The organism is Phytohabitans kaempferiae, assembly GCF_042433955.1.
Lineage (GTDB): Bacteria > Actinomycetota > Actinomycetes > Mycobacteriales > Micromonosporaceae > Phytohabitans > Phytohabitans kaempferiae.
Window position 1 is genome coordinate 52,920 of sequence record NZ_JBHLUH010000021.1, and the last position, 21,050, is coordinate 73,969.

Consider the following 21,050-nt stretch of genomic DNA (forward strand, 5'->3'; position numbering starts at 1 on the left):
GGTCAACCCCAGCCGCGGCCTCGTCGTGCCTACCTGGAACGTCAGGCGCTGTAGCCGCGCTCGGCGATCCAGTTGGCGAGCGAGATGGTGCTCATCCAGTAGGTGCCACCGTTCGACGGGTCGAACGGGTCCGCGATCCGCACGTAACGGCCCTCGTCGCTGTAGCCCACGACGGTCAGGTAGTGGCCACCCTCGTACGAGTGGGCCTTGCCGTCGACGTCGGTCGTGGTGCCCTTGATGTTCGCCACGACGGGGTAGCCGTGGCTCAGGGCGCGCACGACGTCAGCCTGGAGCTGGTCCATCTCCTTGGGCGTCGCGGCCGAGCCGGGGATCGACTTGGTGGTGTAGAAGTCCTTGCCGTTCACCTGGTTCAGCACACGCGTGGTCTCGTGCGCCGAGTCGGTGCCGTTCTCGGTCGTGCCCAGGCTCTTGGCCAGGTCGGTCTGGCTCGGCGTGTGACCCTGCGCGGAGAGCGCGATGCGGGTCGCGGCCGGGGCGCAGAAGTAGTACGTGCTCTGCTCCTGGTAGCCGAAGTCGACCTGGGCCGCCTTGGGCGCGTCCTTCTTGGCGTCGTCCTTCTTGGCGTCCTTGACGTCATGCTTCTTGACGTCGTCCTTGTTGGTGCTCTGCTTGGTGTCCGCCGGCTTGTCGGCGCCCACGTCCGCGACGACCGTCGCGGTGGGCGCGGGCGGCGCCGGGTCGTTCATCGCCTGGATCGCGTGCGGACCGCCGACCATACCGGCGGTGAGTGCCAACCCAGCGGCGAACATGGCAGGCCGGTGGAGCCGGTTCCTGTCAATGGACGTGAGCCATCGATCGAGGACGTGCTTCATCAGGGGGAACCCTTTCGTTTGCTGGGGGGATGGGCGGCGCCTCGGTAACCCGGGGGGTGAGGGCCGCGCGCGACGCCTCGCAGAGGCTCCGCGCCAGCGGCGCCTCCGGACTGAGGGGCCGCTCCATGCGCACGCGGACCTCGGGGGACGAGGACCCACGCGGACGGCGCGCCAGTGCGCCGTGGTCAGGGTTTCTTCGGTGCTTCCCGCTTACGCGGCGGCACGCGCGGTGGGGTCCGGCGTGCCGGCAGGTTTCAACCGGCGGGCATCCCGATCCATTCCGCCGGGGGGCCGCGCGTGGCGGGGGCCACTCACCGCGTGGTCACCGCCGCCCGCGGGCCGGCCATGTACAGCGCATGGGCCGGCTGATTTGTTCCGCGGGTCAGCGCGCGGGACAATATCCGGTTTGCCCAGATTTGGGGGGTTCACTGGACGGGGCCGTCCGACTTTCCGGCGGTCACGTGCCAGAACGCGGCAACGGCCACCACAGCGCCCAGGATGGCGACGAACGGCGGAAGGATCGCGGCCGTGATGGCCAACGCGAACAATCCGACGATGGTGGCCCAGAGGACCCGTTTGCCCCCACTCACGTACCACTCCCGTTGTCTTGCGGTAGTGGCCGGCGCAGGGGGCACCAGCGCGCGGGCATCCAACCCGCACAGGTAAGAACGAGCGAGTCGCCGCCCGGCATCGGTCAACACGCGCCCGGCCAGCCATGTTCCGGGGCCGTGCTGGTGGCCGGTGAGGTCTGTGTGGCCGGCGGGGTCGATGTGCCTGCCGAGCAGCGGAGCCCCGCCGGATGTGGCCGATGTACGCTACGCGGCGGCGGCCTCGGCGGCGCGGGCGCGGGCGGAGCGGCGCCACTTGGTGACGATGATCGTGGTGGCCACCAGGCCGAGGCCGGCCGGGGCGATGGCGAACCAGTTGATGTCGCCCGGTGAGGCCACGGCCGCGCCCATCGCGGCATAGCCGAACGCGGACGGGACGGAGGCGAGCACACTGCCGATCAGGAACGGGCGGAGCCGCGCGCCCGTGGTGCCGTATCCGTAGCTGATCAGGCCGAAACCGCCCACGGGCAGCAGTCGTACGGTCACCACGCCGAGCACGCTCTGCCGCGCGAACCAGCCGTCCAGGCGGGCGAGGCGGCCGCGGACGCGTTCGGCGACGAAGGCGCGGCCCAGCAGGCGGCCGACCGTGAAGCCGAGCAGGGCGGCGAGCAGCGCGGCGGCCAGGGCGTAGCTGGCGCCGCCGACCGTGCCGAAGAGCGCGCCCCACGCGAAGGAGACCAGCGTGCGGGGGACCAGGACGACCATCATGACCGCGCCGAGGAGCACGGCGGCCGGCGGTGCGAGCGGGCCCAGCCGGTCGACCAGGCGGGGCGCGTCGGCGAGGTCGGGCTGGGGGAGCAGGAGCATGCTGAGGCCGCAGAGCGCCAGGATCGCCAGCAGCAGCGTGAACCGGGCCACCGAGCGCTGCCGCAGCAGGGGGGCGAGCGCCCACACGCGGCCCGCCAGGTGGCGCACCCGCGCGGTCACGAGGCCGCCGTCGCGGCCATGCGCTCCGCGCGGAGGCGGTCGGACCACGTGTCGTCGAGCGGGGGGAGCGAGTCGTAGCCGGTGGCCCACCGCAGCAGCAGGTCGGCGAGGGCGGGGTTGCGGGAGAGGGCGGGGCCGTGAGAGTACGTGCCGAGCAACTTGCCCCGCCACGCGCCCTCGGTGGCGCCGTCGTTGCCCACGCCGGTGGTGACCCGGGCCAGCGGGGCGACGCCGGGGCCGAGGTGGGTGCGGCCGCCGTGGTTTTCGAAGCCGGTGAGCGGGGGGAGCCCGAGGCGCGGGTCGATCGGGCCGCCCAACTCGCCCACCGCACGCGTGGGGCCCCGGTCCGAGCGGAAGTCGAGCAGGTCGAGGCCGGCGTACTGCGTGCCCTTGGCGAAGAACGAGCCGCCGAGCAACTGGTATCCGGCGCACACCGCGAACACCACCGAGCCCTGCGCCACCGCCCGGTGCAGGCCGCCGTCGGCGAGCAGCCGCTGGGCCGCGAGTGCCTGCGGGCCGTCTTCGCCACCGCCGATCAGGTAGATGTCGGCGGCGGTGGGCATCGGCTGGTCGGAGCGGACCTCCATGGTCTGCACGGGCAGCCCGCGCAGCGCGGCCCGGCGGGCGAGGATGAGCAGGTTGCCGCGGTCGCCGTAGGTGGAGAGGAGGTCCGGATATATCCAGACGATGCTGATGGTGCTGTCAGAGGACACGGTCGAGCTCCGCTCGGATGTCTTGGAACGCGGTGTAGTTGGCGATCACTTCGAGCCGGCCCGGCGGCACCGACTGCACCGCCTCGCCGAAGGTACGTACGTGCCGGAAGGGCACGTCGTTCACCTCCAGGCGTACGGCGAGGTCGTACGCCCGGTCGCCCGTGATCAGCACCTGGCGGCCGCGAAGCGGGCTGAAGTCGACGTCGAACAGCCACGACGTGTCGAGGCCGTCGGGGTCGCGGGCGTTGATGGAGAGCAGTGTGGGCGCCTCGTCAGCCATGTCGAACGCCTCCAGCCAGCTCGCCGGGTTTTTCGCGAGCAGCAGTCGGATGTTGCGGCCGTCGCGCGCCACTTGGGCGTAGCGGCCGGCGACCGAGGCGACCGTGGAGAGGCGGGAGACCGCGTCGGTCGGGCGCACCCCGAACTGGGCGGCGACCGCCAGCGCGGTGGCCGCGTTGCCGAGGTTGACCCGGCCGGGGAGCTGGAGCGAGATCTTGTGCCAGGCGCCGCGCGGATCGACCACGCCGTCGTCCTCCACCACCCACTGAGGTACGGGACGGCGCAGCGAGCAGCCGGTGCACCACCACTGGTCGGCCTGGCGCTCGATCGGCGAGCCGCACTCGGGACAAACCCACGAGTCGTCATGCCACCGCTGGCCCGCGCTAAACCAGGTGACGGCCGGCGAACCGGAGGCGGCCCAGACCACCATCGGGTCGTCGGCGTTGGCGACCACGTACACACCGGGGTGCTCGGCGAGCGTGGTGCGCCACATCTGGGCCATCATCGCGACCTCTTTGGCCCGGTCGAGCTGGTCGCGCGAGAGGTTGAGGAGCGCCACCACGCGCGGCTCGGTGGCGACCAGCACCTTCGGCAGGTAGTGCTCGTCGACCTCGAGCACCGCGTACGGCGTCTGGCCGGCCTTGGCGAGCGCCGAGGTGTGGCCGGTCGGCATGTTGGCACCGAAGCCGTTGGTGGCGACCGGACCGAGCACGCCCACCGCCGCGGCGGCGAGGCGGGTCGTGGTGGTCTTGCCGTTGGTGCCAGAGATCAGCGCGATCGCGCGCCCCGCGGCCAGGTGGGCGAGGAGGTCGGGGTCGATCTTCAGGCCGATCCAGCCGCCGATGACCGAGCCGTCGCCGCGCCCAGCCGCCCGTGACAGGGCGGCCGCAGTGCGGGAGACCGAGCTGGCGACCTTGGCCCGGAGGGGCATCTTGCCGTCCGTCACGGAGGCGAGGTTACCAACGCCGACTGGATCTCCACTGACCGAGCGAAGCAGGGGACCGCCGAAATCGCCCTGCTAGCGCCTCGGCCGGCGAGGGGCGTCGCGGCGGCGTCGGTACGGCGCGATGTGTGTGGGGATACTCACGGTGACCGATCCACGCAGCGTGATTCCTGGTACGACGCAGCGTCGCGACAATTGGGACGCTGCCCTTAACGACCACTCATTCGTCGGCGTGCCAAATTCGCTCCGCAAGATCGCGGTAACCCTGCGTCGATCAGGGCATCCGCTACAAAGTTTGAGCCGGGTCATCGCCCGGCCGCACCGCCGGGACACGCCGAGCCCTGCCCACCCGTCCGGTGCGTACCCCTGGAGGAACGCAACGGCACTGCGGGCAGGGACGGGGGACCCAGGATCGTGGTCCCGACCCCGCCGGGGATACCCGGCCGGGTGAGGCCTTGGGGTGAAGCCGCCACGGCGGCCGGGCAATCCTTCCCGCCCGAACCCGACAGCTCACCTCGCAGGCGTGCCGGAGGGACATCGACCGTGCACGAACTCCGTTCGGGTCGGCACAGGCTGCCCGCGAAACGCCGAGCCGGCCGGCTCGCGCTCGCCGTCGGGATCTGCGTGTGCGCCGGCCAGCTCATGGCCGGCCCGGCACACGCCGAAGCCACGCCCGCGCCGACCACCAGCACCGCCACCGCGCCGGCCGCCGCGTCGGTCACGCCGAAGGTGGCGCTCCAGCCAAGCACCACGCGCCTGCCGTGGGGCTCGACGCTCATGATCACCGCCACGATCACCGACCCGAGCACCGGCAAGGGCGTGTGGGGCGGCTCCGTCCAGTTTCAGGTATGGAAGGGGAAGTGGGTCAGCACCGGGACCCGCCCCGTGTACTCCACCGGCAAGTCCATCCTCTCCATCCGCCCGTTCGAGGCGCGGATGTACCGGGCCGTGTACAGCGGGCGCGGGCCGTACAAGGGTCTGACCACCGGGGAGATCCGGGTCGACATCGTCCCCAGCCGGGCGAAGGTGCTCGCCGAGGCGCAGAAGCACGTGGGCAAGCCCTACCGCTTCGGCGCCGCCGGGCCGTCCGCCTTCGACTGCTCCGGCTACACCAAGTACGTGTACCGGGTCGCCACCGGCAAGGTGCTCCCGCACAAGGCGAACGACCAGCAGCGTGTCGGCACCGGCGTGGCCAAGAACAAGGTGCTCCCCGGCGACCTGATCGTGATCCGCTCCGGCTCGTACGGCACGCACGTGGGCATCTACGCCGGCGGCGGCTACATGTACGACTCGCCGCGCCCGGGCGTGCGGGTCGGCAAGCACAAGATCTGGTCCTCCAACTACGTGGTGCGCCGGCTGGCCTGACCCCGCGCCTCTGCCCTCCACTTTCCTCCCCACCCCCCATAGCAACCCCCGTCCCCCCAACGATCCAGGGCAAGCCCGTCCGGGTTTGCCCTGGATCGTTTTTTGGCCCGGTAGGTGGCACCAGCTTGTCGCCATCCAGACCCTCCACCGCGCTCCACCGCATTTGACGTGCGGTTTTGTCAAGGGGGTCACCCCAGTAACGCTGCGATTCCGGTTGCGAGTGGAGGGAAGTGGAGTACAGTGGGGCGCAGTGGCAGGGTTACTCACCGGAGGGACCCGCCGGCCCCGGGGGATAGCGGCTCCGCGAAAGCCGCGAAAGGCGAGGGGGTGGGCCGATGTTTCTCGGCACCCATACCCCCCGCCTGGACGAAAAGGGCCGGTTGATCCTTCCGGCGAAGTTTCGGGACGAGCTGGCGGGAGGTGTCGTGATCACCAAAGGGCAGGAGCGCTGCCTCTACGTCTTCCCGACGCCGGAGTTCCAGCGGATCGCGAGCCAGTTGCGCGAGACGCCGATGACGCACAAGGCGGCTCGGGCCTACAGCCGGGTGTTCTTCGCGAGTGCCCACGACGAGGTGCCCGACAAGCAGGGCCGGGTGACGATCCCGGGCCACCTGCGGGAGTACGCCGGGCTGAGCCGTGAACTCGTCGTGATCGGGGCGAGCACCAGGGTTGAGATCTGGGACAAGCAAGCGTGGGACACCTACCTCGCGGAGAGCGAAGACGACTTCGCCGGCATCGAGGAGGGGGTGCTGCCCGGAGGACTGTAAGGGCTGGCGGACGCCGTACTGCGAGATCTCCAGCCGCTCCTGCTCCTGACATCTCTTCCCCGATGCCAGGCGCGTCCCGGCCTCCCCGCGAAGGAGGCTCACGGAAGGGCGGATGGGGATCTGGCAGTACGGCGCACGGTTCTTCAGGCTCCGGGCGCAGGTGCACACGGGCGGGTCACTGGGGGTCGAGATGGGGGAGCTGCGCGGTACGCACGTACCGGTGCTGCTGGAGCGGTGCCTCGCGCTGCTCGCGCCCGCCCTCGACCAGGGTGACCGCACCACCGTGCACGTCGACGCCACGCTCGGTCTCGGCGGCCACGCCGAGGCAGTCCTCCAGGCGCACCCCCGGACCGTCCTGATCGGACTCGACCGGGACCGGGAGGCCCTGGCGCACGCCCGCGCCCGGCTGGAGCCGTTCGCCGACCGGGTCCACCTGGTGCACGCGGTCTACGACGAGCTGCCCGAGGTGCTCGACCGGCTGGGTCACCCGCTGGTCGACGGGGTGCTCTTCGACCTCGGCGTCTCCTCTCTGCAGCTCGACGCGCCCGACCGCGGGTTCGCCTACGCGCGGGACGCGCCGCTGGACATGCGCATGGACCAGACCCGCGGCCGCACGGCCGAAGAGGTCGTCAACACGTACGAGGCGCCCGAACTGGCCCGGGTGCTGAGGGTGTACGGCGAGGAGAAGTTCGCCGCGCGGATCGCCGCGTCGATCGTGCGGGAGCGGGCGAAGGAGCCCATCACCTCGTCGGCACGGCTGGCCACGCTGGTGCGGGACGCGATACCCGCGCCAGCCAGACGAACTGGCGGAAACCCGGCTAAGAGGACGTTTCAGGCACTGCGTATCGAGGTAAATGGCGAGCTGGCCGCGCTGGAATCGGCGCTGCCGGCCGCGCTCGACGCTCTCGCGCCGGGCGGCCGCATGGTGATCCTCTCCTACCACTCGCTGGAGGACCGGATCACCAAGCGGGCGCTCGCCGCACGGGCACGGAGCACCGGGCCGGTCGACCTGCCGGTCGAACTGCCCGGCACCGGGCCGACGCTGCGGCTGCTCAGCCGCGGCGCCGAGCTCCCGAGCGAGCAGGAGGTCGCGGAAAACCCGCGCGCCGCATCGGTGCGGCTGCGGGCCGCGGCCCGGATCGAAGAGGGGGAGGGGACATGAACGCCAGCAAGCGATACACGCCGCGGTCGGGGGGCCGGACCACGGCGCGTGAGGAGCGGCAGGAGCATCGGACGGTCGGCAACACCGCGCTGAAGGCGGAGCCCGTCAAGGGGGAGGCGCTCAAGGCGGAGCCGGGGGGCTCCACGCGCGAGCGCAAGGTGGGGGTGCCGTGGCTGCGGGTCGCGCCGCCGCTGCCGGTGACCGTGCCGCGGGCGCCGTTCATCGCGCTGATCCTGGTCGTGGTGGTCGGCGGTGTGCTGGGCATCCTCGTGGTCAACACCAAGATCAACGAGAACGCCTTCCGGCTGACCGAGCTGCGCCAGCGGCAGTCCGCGCTGGACGTGCGGGAGCAGCAGCTCAAGCAGCAGATCGCCCGCTCCGAAGACCCGGGCAGCCTGATCGCGGCGGCCCGCAAGCAGGGTCTCGTGCAGGGCAAGCCGGTGCAGATCCGGCTGCCCGACGGCCGGCTGACCGGGATGATGGTGCCCGCCACCGACGCGCCGTCGATCACCAGCCAGCAGGACGCGGGCACCGGCCAGCAGGGCACCGCGGGCGACCAGTCCGGCGACACCGGGCAGGGGACCGGGGGCACCGACCGGCTGACCCCGGGCGACGACACACAGGCGACAGGGTAGGTAACCATGCCGCAGCGGCCGCCCGGGTCCTCCGGGTCCGGTCCTCGCGGAGCGGGCACGCGCCGCGACGACCAGCGTCCCGAGGAGAGCGCGCCGCGCCGGGGGGCGGACGAAGGGCGGGCCGAGCCGAGGCGTGGTTCGGCCCGGCCCGCCGACGCCGCCGAGCCGCGCGCCGCCTCCCGCCGTCCGGCACCGCCACGCGGCGGCAAGCCGGAGGAGGACAGGCCGGCGGAGCGCGGCTTCGGCATCTCCGAGGCACGCGCGTACACCCCGCGTGGCCGTACCGTGCGTGAGCGGACACCGCGCGGCGGGCGGACGGCCGACCCGTTCCGCCCCGCGCTCCAGGTGGTCGAGGGGGGCAAGCCGCGCATCGCCCGGCGCCGCCCCACGGCCGAGCCGGAGCGGGAGGCACGCGGCGGCAGCCGCCAGCGGGCCGAGCCGGCGGCGGGCCGCACCGAGACCCCGACAAGGGTCACGCGGAAGGCCACCACGCCGGGCGTACCAACGCCACGAAAGCGCACGACGGCGGCGAAGGCGGCGAAGGCGGCCGCGGCCGGCGGTGCTCTGGGCGCTGCCCGCCGGGTCGCCGGGCCGCGGCGCGGCGAACAGCGCAGGCAAGGCGGTAAGGCGACGCCGCCGCGCAAGAAGGCGCCCGCGCCGCCGCGACGCCCGCCGCGGCTGATGGACCAGCGGCGGCGGCTGCGCCTGGGCACGGTGCTGGCGCTGACGCTCTTCGCCACGATCGGCATCCGGCTGGTGACGATCCAGTTCACCGACTCGCCGGCCTTCGCCGAGCGGGGGCTGCTCGACCGGCTCGCCACCGAGGAGCTGCCCGCGCCGCGGGGCGCGATCTACGACCGCAACGGGTCGGTGCTCGCGCACAGCGTCGAGGCGCGGTTCGTGGCGGTCGACCCCGAGCTCGTCCGCGACCCGAAAACGACCGCGGCCGCGCTCTCCCCGCTGCTCGGCGTGCCGCAGTCGGAGCTGCTGCCCAAGCTCGCCAAGCGCAAGCAGCCCGGCGGGGGCGCGTCCCGCTTCGAGTACCTGGCCCGCGGCGTGGACATCGCGGTCGCCGACCGGGTCGCCGCGCTCAAGCTGCCCGAGTTGATCGTGCGCCGGGACGAGCGGCGGGAGTGGCCCGGTGCCGACCTGGCCGCGAGCATCATCGGCTTCACCAGCCCCGACCTCAACGGGCTCGAAGGGCTGGAGGCGCGCTACGACGAGCTGCTGCGCGGGGTCAATGGCAAGCGGGTCTTCGAGGTGGGGCAGGGCTCGCTCAACGCCGCCATCCCGGGCGGCTACCACCGGGAGACCGAGGCGCAGCCGGGCAGCTCGCTCCAGCTCACGATCGACCGCGACCTCCAGTTCATGGTGCAGCGGGCACTCGCCGAGCGGATGGCGCAGGCGAAGGCGTACACGGGCGCGGCGGTGGTGATGGACGCGCACACCGGCGAGGTGCTCGCGCAGGCCAGCTACCCGACGTACGACGCGGCCCGACCGCTGAAGGTCAAGCCGGAGCACCGCGAGGACACGGCGACCAGCTTCGTGGTCGACCCCGGCTCGGTGCACAAGGCGATCACCGTGGGCGCGGCGCTCCAGGAGGGCGCGGTCAAGCCCGAGGACACGTTCATGGTGGGGCCGCGCGTGCGCAAGGGCGACCAGTGGTTCAAGGACACGCACACCAACTGGACGCCCCAGCGGATGACCATCCCGGGCATCCTCGCGTACTCCTCCAACGTCGGCACGATCGCGATCGCCGACAAGCTGGGCAAGGAGAAGCTGTACGAGTACCAGAAGAAGTTCGGTCTGGGCACGGCGACCGGCGTGGGCGTACCGGGCGAGGCGGACGGCATGCTGCTCGCGCCGGAGAAGTGGAGCGGCTCGGCGGCCGGCTCGGTGCCGATCGGCCACAGCGTCGCGGTGACGCCGCTCCAGATGGCGGCGGCGTACGCGGCGATCGCCAACGACGGCACCTGGGTCCAGCCGCAACTGGTGCGGGAGACCATCACGCCGGAGGGCGAGCGCACGCGGTCCGCGCCGCCCACGACCCGCCAGGTGCTCAGCCCGGAAAACGCCCGCGCGCTCCGCGAGATGCTGGAGGCCGTGATCGTGGTCGACGACGCCACCGGCCGGCAGGCCGCGGTCGAGGGCTACCGGGTCGCGGGCAAGACCGGCACCGGCTCGCGCGTGGTCGACGGCAAGTACACCTCCGGCGCGGTCGCCTCGTTCGTCGGCATGGCGCCGGCGGAGAACCCGCGCTACGTCATCGCGGTCTTCGCGCACACGCCGGGCGGCGGGGGCGGCGAGGTCACCGCGCCGGCGTTCTCGGCCATGATGTCGTATGCGCTCACCCGGTACGGGGTACCGGTGAGCAGCGGGAAGCCGCCGAAGTTTGTCGTCTACCCCTGAACCGCCGGACGTGCTGTGCGGCCGGCGAGCCGCCAACCGGTAGGGTCTGACGCCGTGCCTGGCAATCTCCGTCCGCAGACGGTGACACCGCGGTCCCTGGCCGGCCTCGCGGCGCTGGTCGGCGCAAAAGTGCTGGTCAGTGGCGGTGAGGCTGATCCGCGAGTCAGCGGTGTGACGCACGCGAGCGGCGACGTGCGCCCCGGCGACCTGTACGCCGCACTGCCCGGCGCCCGGCGTCACGGGAGCGAGTTCGTGGCCGCCGCGGCACGTGCCGGCGCGGTCGCGGTGCTCACCGATCCGGCCGGTGCCGGTGCGGCCGCCGAGGCGGGGCTGCCGGCGATCGTGGTGGAGCAGCCGCGCGAGGCGCTCGGTCCGGTCGCCGCCGCGGTCTACGGCGACCCCACCGCCGCCCTCACCGTCATCGGCGTGACCGGCACGGCCGGCAAGACCTCCACGGCGTACCTGGTGGAGAGCGGGCTGCGCGCGGCCGGCCACGTGACCGGGCTGATCGGCACGGTGGAGACCCGCCTCGGCGACCTGGTGGTGGAGAGCGTCCGCACCACGCCGGAGGCGACCGACCTGCACGCGCTGCTCGCCGCGGCCCGGGAGCGGGGCGTGACCGCCGTGGTGATGGAGGTCTCCAGCCACGCGCTCGCGATGGGGCGGGTCGGCGGGGTCCGCTTCGACGTCGGTGGCTACACCAACTTCGGCCTCGACCACCTCGACTTCCACGCCGACGCCGACGACTACTTCGCGGCCAAGGCGAAGCTCTTCGACGGCCGCTGCCGCGTGGAGATCCTCAACCTCGACGACCCTCCGCTGCGACCGCTGATGAAGCCGGCCACGGTCACCTACTCGGCGGCCGGCGACCCGGCGGCGACCTGGCGGGCCACCTCCGTGACCGGCTCGTCGTACGCCCAGCGCTTCACCGCCTCGGGTCCGGACGGCGACGTCGAGGCGGGCGTCTCGCTGCCTGGCCGGCACAACGTCGCCAACGCGCTGCTCGCCATCGCCGCGCTGGTCGCGACCGGCGTCGACCCGGCCACCGCGGCGCGGGGCGTGGCCGCGTGCCCGGGCGTGCCAGGCCGGCTCGAGCGGGTCCAGGCCGGCGCGGGGGCGACCGGCTTCGAGGAGCGGAGCGCCGCCGCAGTGCTCGGCGTCGTCGACTACGCGCACAAGCCGGACGCGATCGTGGCCGCCCTCGCCGCGCTCCGCGAGCTGACCGACGACCGGGGCGGGCGGCTCTTCTGCCTGATCGGCGCGGGCGGCGACCGCGACCGGGCCAAGCGCCCGCTGATGGGGCGGGCGGCCGCGGAGGGCGCCGACGTCGTGGTGGTGACCGACGACAACCCGCGCACCGAGGACCCCGCGGCGATCCGGCGCGGCGTGCTGGAGGGCACGGCCCTCGCCCCGGGCGGCGCCGAGGTCTTCGAGGTCGCCGGCCGCCGCGCCGCGATCGACTTCGCGGTCGGCAAGGCGGGACCCGGCGACATCGTCGCGGTACTGGGTAAGGGACACGAGCGCGGGCAGGAGGTCGGTGGCGAGGTGCTGCCGTTCGACGACCGGGTGGAGCTGGCCGCGGCGCTCGCGGAGGTCGGGAAGTGATCGTTCTGAGCCTCGCCGAGGTGGCGAGTGCGGTTGGCGGCCGGCTGGTCGACGCCGATCCGGCGGCACAGGTCACCGGCAGCGTGGAGTTCGACTCCCGGAAGGTGACGCCGGGCGGGCTGTTCGTGGCGTTCCCCGGGGAGAAGGTGGACGGGCACGACTACGCCGAGACCGCGGTCGGGGCCGGCGCGGTCGCCGTGCTCGCGTCCCGGCCCGTACCGGTGCCGCACATCCTCGTCGACGACCAGCTCGCCGCGATGGCCGCGCTGGCCCGGTACGTGGTCGACCGGCTGCCGTCGCTCGTGGTGGTCGGGCTCACCGGCTCGTCCGGCAAGACCACCACCAAAGACCTGATCGCCCAGCTGCTCGCCCGCCTCGGCCCGACCGTCGCGCCGGCCGGCTCGTTCAACAACGAGCTGGGGCATCCGTACACGGCGCTGCGCGCGGACGAGCAGACCCGCTTCCTGGTACTCGAGATGGGCGCCCGGGGCGGCGGGCACATCACCCACCTCTGCGCGGTCGCCCCGCCCCGGGTCGGCGTGGTGATCAACGTGGGCGTGGCGCACATCGGCGAGTTCGGCTCGGTCGACGCGATCGCCGCCGCCAAGGGCGAGCTGGTCGAGGCGCTGCCGGCCGACGGCGTGGCGGTGCTCAACGCCGACGACCCCCGGGTACGCGCGATGGCCGCCCGCACGGCCGCGCGCGTGGTGCTCGCCGGCGAGGCGCCCGACGCGACGGTCCGCGCCACCGACGTGCGGCTCGCCACCGGGCGGGCCGAGTACACGCTCGTCACGCCGGACGGGCGGGCGCCGGTGCGGCTGGGCATCGCCGGCCGCCACCAGGTGGGCAACACGCTGCTGGCCGCGGCGGTGGCACACGCGCTCGGCTTCCCGGTGGGCGAGCTGGGCGCGGCCCTGTCGGAGCTGCGCGTGGTCTCCGCCCGCCGGATGGACGTCTTCGACCGTGCCGACGGCGTCACGGTCATCGACGACTCGTACAACGCCAACCCCGCCTCGATGGCCGCCGCGCTGCACGCGCTGGCCGGCACCGGAGCGGGCCGCCGTACGTGGGCGGTGCTCGGCTACATGGCCGAGCTGGGCGAGTACGAGCGGGAGGGCCACGAGGAGGTCGGGCGGCTCGCCGCCACGCTCGGCGTCGACCGGCTGATCGTGGTGGGCGAGACCGCGGCGCCGATACAGGCGGGCGCGGCGTCGGTGGCGACGTGGGGAGGAGAGTCGGTGCTGGCAACCGATCAGGGCGCGGCCGTGGCGACGCTGCGGCGCGAGCTGCGGCCGGGCGACGTCGTGCTCGTGAAGGGCTCGCGCTACCGCACCTGGGACGTGGTGGACGCGCTGCGCGCCGAGGCCGACTCGTGAGGGCCGTCATCGTCGCGGCCGCGGTCGCGTTCCTGGTGTCGCTCTTCGGCACCCCCATCGGCATCCGGGTCTTCACCGCGCTCAAGGCGGGGCAGCCGATCCGCTCCGTCGGTCCCGCGACCCACCAGGGCAAGAAGGGCACGCCGACGATGGGCGGGGTGGTGTTCATCATCGCCACCGTCATCGCGTACGTCGCCGGCCACGCCGCCCTCACCACGCTCCCCGAGCAGCAGATCGCCCAGGTCGGCCCGACCATCACCGCGCTGGTGCTGCTCGGGCTCTTCGTCTTTTGCGGCGCGGTCGGCTTCATCGACGACTACCTGAAGGTGCGGCGGCGCAACAGCGGTGGCCTCAGCGGCCGGTACAAACTGATCGGCCAAGCCCTGGTCGGCGGCGTCTTCGGCGTGGTGGCGCTCTACTTCCCGAGCACGATGGTCGACCTGGAGGGGCGACCCACCAACTCCGAGACGGTCGGCAGCACCACGATCTCGTTCATCCGGGACATCGAGTGGCTCGACGTCGGCAAGGTCGTCTCCGTCCTGATCTTCATCTTCGTGGTGATGGCGGCCAGCAACGGCGTCAACCTCACCGACGGTCTCGACGGCCTCGCCACCGGCGCCTCGGTGATGGTGCTCGCCGCGTACGGGCTCATCGCCTTCTGGCAGTACCGGCACTGGTGCGCCGACCCCAACTACACGGTGGACTACTGCTACGCGGTACGAGATCCGCTGGAGATAGCCCTGATCGCCGGCGCGGCGGCCGGCGCGTGTGTCGGCTTCCTGTGGTGGAACACGTCACCGGCCCGCATCTTCATGGGCGACACCGGCGCGCTCGGGCTGGGCGGGCTGATCGGCGGCCTGGCGATGGCGAGCCGCACCATGCTGCTGCTGCTCATCATCGGCGGGCTCTTCGTCATCATCACGATGTCGGTGGTGATCCAGGTGATCTCGTTCCGCACCACGGGCCGGCGGGTCTTCCGCATGTCGCCGCTCCAGCACCACTTCGAGCTGGCGGGGTGGAGCGAGGTCAACATCGTGGTCCGCTTCTGGATCATCGCGGGCATCGGTGTGGCGATCGGTCTCGGCCTCTTCTACAGCGAGTTCCTCACCGCGGTGGGGTGAGGCTCATACGCCCGACCCGCGACACGCCCGGACAATAGCCGGGCTGCGCGTGTCGGAGCGCCGATGATAAGGGCGTGGGGGAGGACGACAAGGCCGGGAGCGGCCCGCTCGCCGTGCTGCGCGGGCTCCTCCAGCGACCCCTCGCCTCGTACTACCTGCTGATCTCCAGCTCGGCGCTGCTGCTGATCATCGGCCTCACGATGGTCTTCTCGGCGACCAGCGTGAAGGCGTACGCCACCAACGGCAACGCGTTCACGATGATCACCAAGCAGGCGGTCTTCGCAGCGATCGGGCTGGTCGCGTTCTGGGCCTGCCAGCGGCTGCCGGCCCGCACCTTCCGGGCGCTCGGCAAGCCCGTGCTCGGCGTCGCCATCGTGCTGCTGGTCGTGCTCGACCTGCTCGTCGTGTACGGCCGGATGGCCGACATCGACAATCCGCGGTTCGGCCCCATCCACGCCGACCTGCTGTGGCTCTGGCTCGGCCCGATCCAGGTGCAGCCCTCCGAGCTGGCCAAGTTCGGGCTGGTCATGTGGGGCGCCGACCTGCTGGTCCGCAAGGGGGAGGCGCTCGGCTGGTGGCGCGAGCTGGCCACGCCTCTCTTCCCCGTGGTGGCGCTGCTGTTCGTGCTGGTCGGCTACAACGACCTCGGCACGATGCTCTGCCTGCTCGCGGTCGTGGTCGGCCTGCTCTGGGCCGTCGGCGTACGGCTGCGCGTCTTCGCCACGCTCACCGTGCTCGGTCTCGCCGGCATCGGGCTGCTCATCGCGGCGGCCTCGGTCGGTGGCGGGTCGAGCGGGGAGGACAGCAGCAACTACCGGTTCGAGCGGATCACCTCGTGGGTGAGCCCGCCCGAGGACTGCCAGCAGGGCCCCTGCTACCAGGCGGTCCAGGCCCGGTACGCGATCGACCACGGCGGCTGGTTCGGCGTCGGGCTGGGCAAGAGCAGCCTCAAGTGGGGCTACCTGCCGGCCGAGCACAACGACTTCATCTTCGCCGTACTCGCCGAGGAGTTGGGCGTCGTCGGCAGCGTGGTGGTGCTCGCGCTCTTCGCCGTGCTGGCGTACACCGGCCTGCGCATCGCCCGCCGGGTCGAGGACCCGTTCCGCCGGCTCGCCGCCGCGGCCGTGACGACCTGGCTGGTCAGCCAGGCGATCATCAACATCGGCGGCGTGGTGGGGCTGCTGCCCATCACGGGCCTGCCGCTCCCGTTCATCTCCGACGGCGGCAGTGCCCTCGTGGTCACCCTCGCCGCCGTCGGCATGCTCGCCTCCTTCGCCCGCGCCGAACCGGACGCGGCCCGAGCCCTGCACGCCCGTCCGCCCGCCAAATGGGTACGGCTACTCTGGGCCCCGTTGCCACCGCTGCCGCCGGCTGCCAAGCCGGCAGCGAAGCCCGCGGCCGCCAAGCCGGCCACGAAGGCGGCAGCGGCACGGACCGGCGCGGAGAGCGAGAGGAGACGGTGATGGGTGTGCTGCGGTCGGTCGTCCTGGCGGGAGGAGGGACGGGTGGCCACATCTACCCGTTGCTCGCCTTCGCCGACTGCCTGCGCCGCCACGACCCGCATGTGCGCATCACCTGCGTCGGCACGCCGAAGGGTCTGGAAAACGAGCTGATCCCACCGCATGGGTACGACCTGCGCCAGATCCCGGCCTACCAGCTCCCGCGGTCGATCAACATGAACCTGCTCCGCACGCCCGACCGGATGTGGCGTTCGGCCCGCGCGGCGGGCAGCGTGATCGACGAGGTGCGGGCCGACGCGGTCGTCGGCTTCGGGGGGTACGTCTCGGTGCCCGCCTACCTCGCCGCGTGGCGCCGCGAGATGCCGATCGTGATCCACGAGGTAAACGTGCCGCCGGGCGTTGCCAACCGGATGGGCATGAAGTTCACCAAGCATGTCGCGGTGGGCTTCCCGCACCAGCCGGTGCAGGCCGAGGCGCTGCGCAAGGCGCGCGTGGTGGGCGTGCCGCTGCGCCGCTCGATCGCCTCGCTCGACCGCGCGGCGATGCGGGAGGCGGCCTGCGCGCACTTCGGGCTCCGCCCCGACCTGCCGGTGCTCTTCGTCTCCGGCGGTTCGCAGGGCGCCCGTTCGATCAACCTGGCGGTCACCGGCGCGGCCAAGGAGCTGGCCCGCGCGGGTGTGCAGGTGCTGCACGTGATCGGCGCGCGCAACGAGCCGGTGTCGCCGCCGAGCGACCTGCCGGTGCCGTACGTGACGCTGCCGTACCTGTCCGAAATGGAGCTGGGCTACGCGGCGGCCGACCTGATGCTGGCCCGCGGCGGGGCGATGACCTGCGCCGAGGTGGCCGCGATCGGCCTCCCCGCGGTGTACGTGCCGTACCCGCACAGCAACCAGGAGCAGAAACGCAACGCGCTGCCGGTCGTGGAGGCCGGTGGCGGGCTGCTCGTCGACGACGCCGAGCTGAGCCCCGACTGGATCGAGAGGACGGTGGTCCCGCTGGCACGCGACCCGCAACGGCTGGCGGCGATGGGCGCCGCCGCGGCCGCGTACGGCCGGCGCGACGGCGACGAGGCGCTGCTCGACTTCGTGTACGAGGCGGTGGCGGCCCAGTGAGCGAGCGAGTTGGCGCGGCGGCGTCTGGACTGAGCGGTCCCGCCGACGGAGTCGGGGTCCGGGGTCCCCGCGTAAACGTGGAGCGCAGCGGAGCGTTTTCGTGGGGTGGTCTTTCGGGGCCGGGAGGGAAGACGTCGCCTTTGGCGCCGCACGAGCGAGCGAACCAGGAGGCCCAGTGAGCGCCCCGGTGGATGAACTGACGGCGGAGGATCTCGGGGCCGTCCACCTGATCGGTGTGGGCGGCGTGGGGATGAGCGGCCTGGCCCGGCTGCTGCTCACGCGTGGCGTCCCGGTCTCCGGCAGCGAGCTGCGCGAGTGGCCGTCGCTGGCCGGGCTGCGCGCGCTCGGCGGCACCGTCCACATGGCGCACGAGGCGTCCAACCTGGACGGTGTGGACACGGTCGTCTACTCCACCGCGATCCCGCAGGACCACCTGGAGCTGGTCGAGGCGCGGCGGCGCGGGCTGCGCGTGCTGCACCGGGCCGAGGCCCTGGCCGCGGCGATGACCGGGCGGCGGGCGATCGCCGTGGCGGGCACGCACGGCAAGACGACCACGACCTCGATGGCGACGCTCATCCTCCAGCAGGCGGGCGAGGACCCGTCGTTCGTCATCGGCGGCGAGATCTCCGAGGCGGGCTCCAACGGGCACCACGGCACCGGCGCGTACTTCGTGGTCGAGGCGGACGAGAGCGACCGTTCGTTCCTGCTCTACCGGCCGTACGTCGCGATCATCACCAACATCGACGCCGACCACCTCAACACGTACGGCGACCTGGCCGGCCTCTCCGCCGCGTTCGCCGACTTCGCGCGGCTGGTGCAGCCGGGCGGCTTCGTGGTCACCTGCGCCGACAACCCCGGCACACGCGAGCTGGCCGAACTGTTGCGCGGCGAGGGGCGCACCGTCTACACGTACGGCGAGGCGGAGGATGCCGACCTGCGCCTGACCGACATCGTCTCCTCTGTGGACGGTGTGCGCTACCAGGCCACCTTGGACGGTAAGCCGCTCGGCACGGTCACGCTGCCGGTGCCCGGCCGCCATCTCGGCCTCAACAGCGCGGCCGCCGTGCTCGCCGCGATCCGGCTCGACCTGCCGCTGGAGTCGGCGGTGCAGGCGCTCGGGTCGTTCCCCGGCGTGCGGCGGCGCTTCGAGCGCAAGGGCGTCGCGGGCGGCGTGGCGGTGTACGACGAGTACGCCTACCACCCCACGTCGATGACCGCGGCGCTGCACACGCTCCGCGAGGTGGCCGACGGTGGGCGCCTCCTGGTGGTCTTCCAGCCGTACCGGGTCTACCGCACCCGCGACCTCCAGGCCGAGCTGGCCGCCGCACTGGGCATCGCCGACGAGGTGGTGATCCTGGAGGTGTTCGGGCCGGGGGAGGTGCGCCAGCCGGGCGAGGGGGGCATCTCGCTGACCGCCGCCGTCGACCTGCCGGAGGAGCACAAGGTCTTCGTACCCTCCTGGGAGGATGTGCCCGCCGAGGTCGTCCGCCGTGCCCGTCCGGGCGACGTGGTGGTCACGATGGGCGCCCCGCCGATCTCGCTGATGGGCGACGAGCTGCTGGCCGCCCTGGAGGCGTCCGACCGATGACCGCGCCGGGCAGCCGCGGCGCCGGGCCCGTTCGGGCGCGGCGCTGGCGGCTGGTCCGCGCGCACAGCGACGCCGTACCCGCCTCGGTCCGCCGCTTCATGGCACGGGCCCGGCGGCGGCGGTTGCGGGCGGCGCTGCCGTGGGCGACGCTCGCCGGCCTCCTGGCGTTGGCCGGGCTGGTCACCTGGGTCGTCTACGGCACGGGCGTCTTCGGCGTCCGCGAGGTGCGCGTCTCCGGCACCGGGATCCTCTCCGAGGACGAGGTGCGGGCGGCCGCCGCCGTGCCCGACGGGGTCGCGCTGGCCCGTGTCGACCTCGGCGGTATCGAGGGGCGGCTGGCCACGCTCGCCCCGGTCGACCGGGTGATCGCCTCCCGCGACTGGCCCGGCACGATCGCGATCGAGGTCGTGGAGCGCGAGCCGGTGGCCGTGGTGCCGCAGGGCAAGAGGTTCGTGCTGGTCGACCAGCACGGGGTGGGGTTCCACACGGTCGCCTCGCGGCCGGGCGGGCTGCCTCTGGTCCGCGTACCCGATCCGGGTCCGGACGACGCCGCCACGCGGTCGGCGCTGGAGGTGCTGGCGGCGCTCAGCCCGCAGCTGCGTGAGCAGCTCTCCGCCGTGGTCGTGAAGGGGCCGGCCGAGATCCAGCTTGAGCTGCGCGAGGGCCGGCTGGTGGTGTGGGGCGACTCCAGCCAGAGCGACACCAAGTCTCAGGTGGCGACCGCGTTGCTGAAGGAGAAGGGCGACGAGATCGACGTCAGCGCGCCGGAAGTCGTCACCATTCGGTAAAGCGCTCGGCGTGTCGGTCCTTGGATCGCGCCGTACCTCCGCATACGTTGCCGGAGAGGATCAGTAGTTGACATAACTCTAAGCCTCTAGTAGAGGGTGAGGGTTACGCCTTCGCTCGTCGTTCCTGGCCAGACCCGGAGGGAAGGCACCTGATGACACCACCGCACAACTACCTCGCGGTCATCAAGGTCGTCGGCATCGGTGGCGGCGGCGTCAACGCCGTCAATCGGATGATCGAGGTGGGCCTGAAGGGCGTCGAGTTCATCGCGATCAACACCGACGCCCAAGCGCTGCTCATGAGCGACGCCGACGTCAAGCTCGACGTCGGCCGCGAGCTGACCCGAGGGCTCGGCGCCGGCGCCAACCCCGATGTCGGCAAGAACGCCGCCGAAGACCACCGCGACGAGATCGAAGAGGTGCTCAAGGGCGCCGACATGGTCTTCGTGACCTGCGGCGAGGGCGGCGGCACCGGCACCGGCGGCGCGCCGGTGGTGGCCCAGATCGCACGAAAGCTCGGCGCGCTGACGATCGGCGTGGTCACCCGGCCGTTCTCGTTCGAGGGCAAGCGCCGGCAGGTGCAGGCCGAGTCGGGCATAGACGAGCTGCGCAACCAGTGCGACACGCTCATCGTGATCCCCAACGACCGGCTGCTCGCGCTCGGCGACCGCGGGATCTCGATGATGGACGCGTTCCGGCAGGCCGACCAGGTGCTGCTCTCCGGTGTGCAGGGCATTACCGACCTGATCACCACGCCCGGCCTGATCAACCTGGACTTCGCCGATGTCAAGAGCGTGATGAGTGGCGCGGGCAGCGCGCTCATGGGCATCGGCAGCGCCCGGGGCGACAGCCGGGCGGTCGAGGCGGCCGAGAAGGCGATCTCCAGCCCGCTGCTCGAGCAGAGCATGGATGGTGCCCGCGGCGTGCTGCTCTCCATCGCCGGCGGCTCCGACCTGGGCCTCTTCGAGATCAACGACGCGGCCCAGCTGGTCACCGACGCGGCCCACCCGGACGCCAACATCATCTTCGGCGCGGTGATCGACGACGCGCTCGGCGACGAGGTGCGGGTGACCGTGATCGCGGCTGGCTTCGACGGCGGCGCGCCCGCGTACAAGCCGGCCGAGGCGCCCCGCAAGGTGGTGCCCCGCATCGAGACGCCGGTGCCGACCAGCGCCCCGCCGGTCTCGCCGGCTCCGCCGCCCCCCGCCCGCCGCGTGCTCTTCGACGATGTGGACGTACCAGATTTCCTGAAGAACGGCTCCTGACGGCAACAACTCCTGACGGCAACAACTCCTGACGGCAACAACGCCTGACGGCAACAACTCCTGACGGCAACAACGGTTTTCTGACGGCTGCTCCGTG

General features: G+C 72.6%; 17 protein-coding genes, 1 pseudogene and 1 riboswitch. Of the genes and pseudogenes, 13 read left to right on the forward strand and 5 right to left on the reverse strand.

The features are described from left to right. Positions 1-41: 41 nt before the first annotated feature. The 5 genes from ACFFIA_RS14250 to ACFFIA_RS14270 all read right to left on the reverse strand — a co-directional run bounded on the left by ACFFIA_RS14250 (position 42) and on the right by ACFFIA_RS14270 (position 4,291). On the reverse strand, positions 42-770 hold the full coding sequence (locus ACFFIA_RS14250; protein WP_377250902.1) for a C39 family peptidase: 729 nt from the start codon (positions 768-770) through the stop codon (positions 42-44). A gap of 488 nt (positions 771-1,258) precedes the next feature. Continuing rightward, complete coding sequence (locus tag ACFFIA_RS14255; RefSeq protein ID WP_377250905.1) at positions 1,259-1,423, reverse strand: hypothetical protein; 165 nt, start codon at positions 1,421-1,423, stop codon at positions 1,259-1,261. A 225-nt stretch (positions 1,424-1,648) separates the two neighbouring features. Next, complete coding sequence (locus ACFFIA_RS14260; protein WP_377251255.1) at positions 1,649-2,356, reverse strand: TVP38/TMEM64 family protein; 708 nt, start codon at positions 2,354-2,356, stop codon at positions 1,649-1,651. Positions 2,357-2,364: 8 nt separating this feature from the next. Beyond that, entirely contained in the window at positions 2,365-3,081 is a 717-nt protein-coding gene (locus ACFFIA_RS14265; RefSeq protein WP_377250908.1) for a type 1 glutamine amidotransferase, read from the reverse strand. After that, the gene (locus tag ACFFIA_RS14270; RefSeq protein ID WP_377251257.1) at positions 3,071-4,291 is read right to left on the reverse strand and encodes a MurT ligase domain-containing protein; all 1,221 of its coding nucleotides are present in this window, start codon (positions 4,289-4,291) and stop codon (positions 3,071-3,073) included. The genes ACFFIA_RS14265 and ACFFIA_RS14270 overlap by 11 nt, the downstream gene beginning before the upstream one ends. A 410-nt stretch (positions 4,292-4,701) precedes the next feature. After that, a riboswitch (cyclic di-AMP (ydaO/yuaA leader) is annotated at positions 4,702-4,821 on the forward strand. A 25-nt stretch (positions 4,822-4,846) separates the two neighbouring features. Here ACFFIA_RS14270 and ACFFIA_RS14275 point away from each other — a divergent pair. From ACFFIA_RS14275 to ftsZ, 13 genes and pseudogenes are all read left to right on the forward strand, one after another. Beyond that, positions 4,847-5,668, forward strand: a complete 822-nt coding sequence (locus tag ACFFIA_RS14275) for a C40 family peptidase (protein ID WP_377250910.1) — start codon at positions 4,847-4,849, stop codon at positions 5,666-5,668. 335 nt (positions 5,669-6,003) lie between these two features. Next, complete coding sequence (gene mraZ, locus ACFFIA_RS14280) at positions 6,004-6,435, forward strand: division/cell wall cluster transcriptional repressor MraZ (protein WP_377250913.1); 432 nt, start codon at positions 6,004-6,006, stop codon at positions 6,433-6,435. 190 nt (positions 6,436-6,625) lie between these two features. Continuing rightward, a pseudogene (rsmH, locus tag ACFFIA_RS14285) lies at positions 6,626-7,579 on the forward strand (16S rRNA (cytosine(1402)-N(4))-methyltransferase RsmH); the annotation flags it as partial. A gap of 14 nt (positions 7,580-7,593) precedes the next feature. Next, positions 7,594-8,232 carry a cell division protein FtsL gene (gene ftsL, locus ACFFIA_RS14290; protein WP_377250916.1) on the forward strand — a complete coding sequence of 213 codons (639 nt, stop codon included), beginning with the start codon at positions 7,594-7,596 and terminating at the stop codon, positions 8,230-8,232. Positions 8,233-8,796: 564 nt separating this feature from the next. Beyond that, positions 8,797-10,641: a peptidoglycan D,D-transpeptidase FtsI family protein gene (locus ACFFIA_RS14295; protein WP_377251259.1), complete on the forward strand. Its 1,845-nt coding sequence runs from the start codon at positions 8,797-8,799 to the stop codon at positions 10,639-10,641. A gap of 96 nt (positions 10,642-10,737) precedes the next feature. Beyond that, the gene (locus ACFFIA_RS14300; RefSeq protein ID WP_377251261.1) at positions 10,738-12,246 is read left to right on the forward strand and encodes a UDP-N-acetylmuramoyl-L-alanyl-D-glutamate--2,6-diaminopimelate ligase; all 1,509 of its coding nucleotides are present in this window, start codon (positions 10,738-10,740) and stop codon (positions 12,244-12,246) included. Beyond that, a complete protein-coding gene (locus tag ACFFIA_RS14305) occupies positions 12,243-13,622 on the forward strand; it encodes a UDP-N-acetylmuramoyl-tripeptide--D-alanyl-D-alanine ligase (RefSeq protein ID WP_377250919.1) in 1,380 nt (459 codons plus the stop codon). Before ACFFIA_RS14300 ends, ACFFIA_RS14305 begins: the two co-directional genes overlap by 4 nt. Continuing rightward, positions 13,619-14,743 (forward strand): phospho-N-acetylmuramoyl-pentapeptide-transferase, encoded by a 1,125-nt coding sequence (gene mraY, locus ACFFIA_RS14310; protein ID WP_377250921.1) that lies wholly within the window; start codon positions 13,619-13,621, stop codon positions 14,741-14,743. Before ACFFIA_RS14305 ends, mraY begins: the two co-directional genes overlap by 4 nt. A 74-nt stretch (positions 14,744-14,817) precedes the next feature. Next, entirely contained in the window at positions 14,818-16,206 is a 1,389-nt protein-coding gene (locus ACFFIA_RS14315) for an FtsW/RodA/SpoVE family cell cycle protein (RefSeq protein ID WP_377250924.1), read from the forward strand. Next, positions 16,206-17,315, forward strand: coding sequence for an undecaprenyldiphospho-muramoylpentapeptide beta-N-acetylglucosaminyltransferase (gene murG, locus ACFFIA_RS14320; protein ID WP_377250927.1), 1,110 nt, complete (start codon positions 16,206-16,208; stop codon positions 17,313-17,315). Before ACFFIA_RS14315 ends, murG begins: the two co-directional genes overlap by 1 nt. A gap of 175 nt (positions 17,316-17,490) precedes the next feature. Further along, positions 17,491-18,903 (forward strand): UDP-N-acetylmuramate--L-alanine ligase, encoded by a 1,413-nt coding sequence (gene murC / locus ACFFIA_RS14325; protein WP_377250930.1) that lies wholly within the window; start codon positions 17,491-17,493, stop codon positions 18,901-18,903. Continuing rightward, positions 18,900-19,691, forward strand: coding sequence for a cell division protein FtsQ/DivIB (locus tag ACFFIA_RS14330; RefSeq protein WP_377250933.1), 792 nt, complete (start codon positions 18,900-18,902; stop codon positions 19,689-19,691). Before murC ends, ACFFIA_RS14330 begins: the two co-directional genes overlap by 4 nt. 152 nt (positions 19,692-19,843) lie before the next feature. Further along, positions 19,844-20,953, forward strand: coding sequence for a cell division protein FtsZ (gene ftsZ / locus ACFFIA_RS14335; protein WP_377250936.1), 1,110 nt, complete (start codon positions 19,844-19,846; stop codon positions 20,951-20,953). The last annotated feature ends 97 nt before the right edge of the window (positions 20,954-21,050 follow it).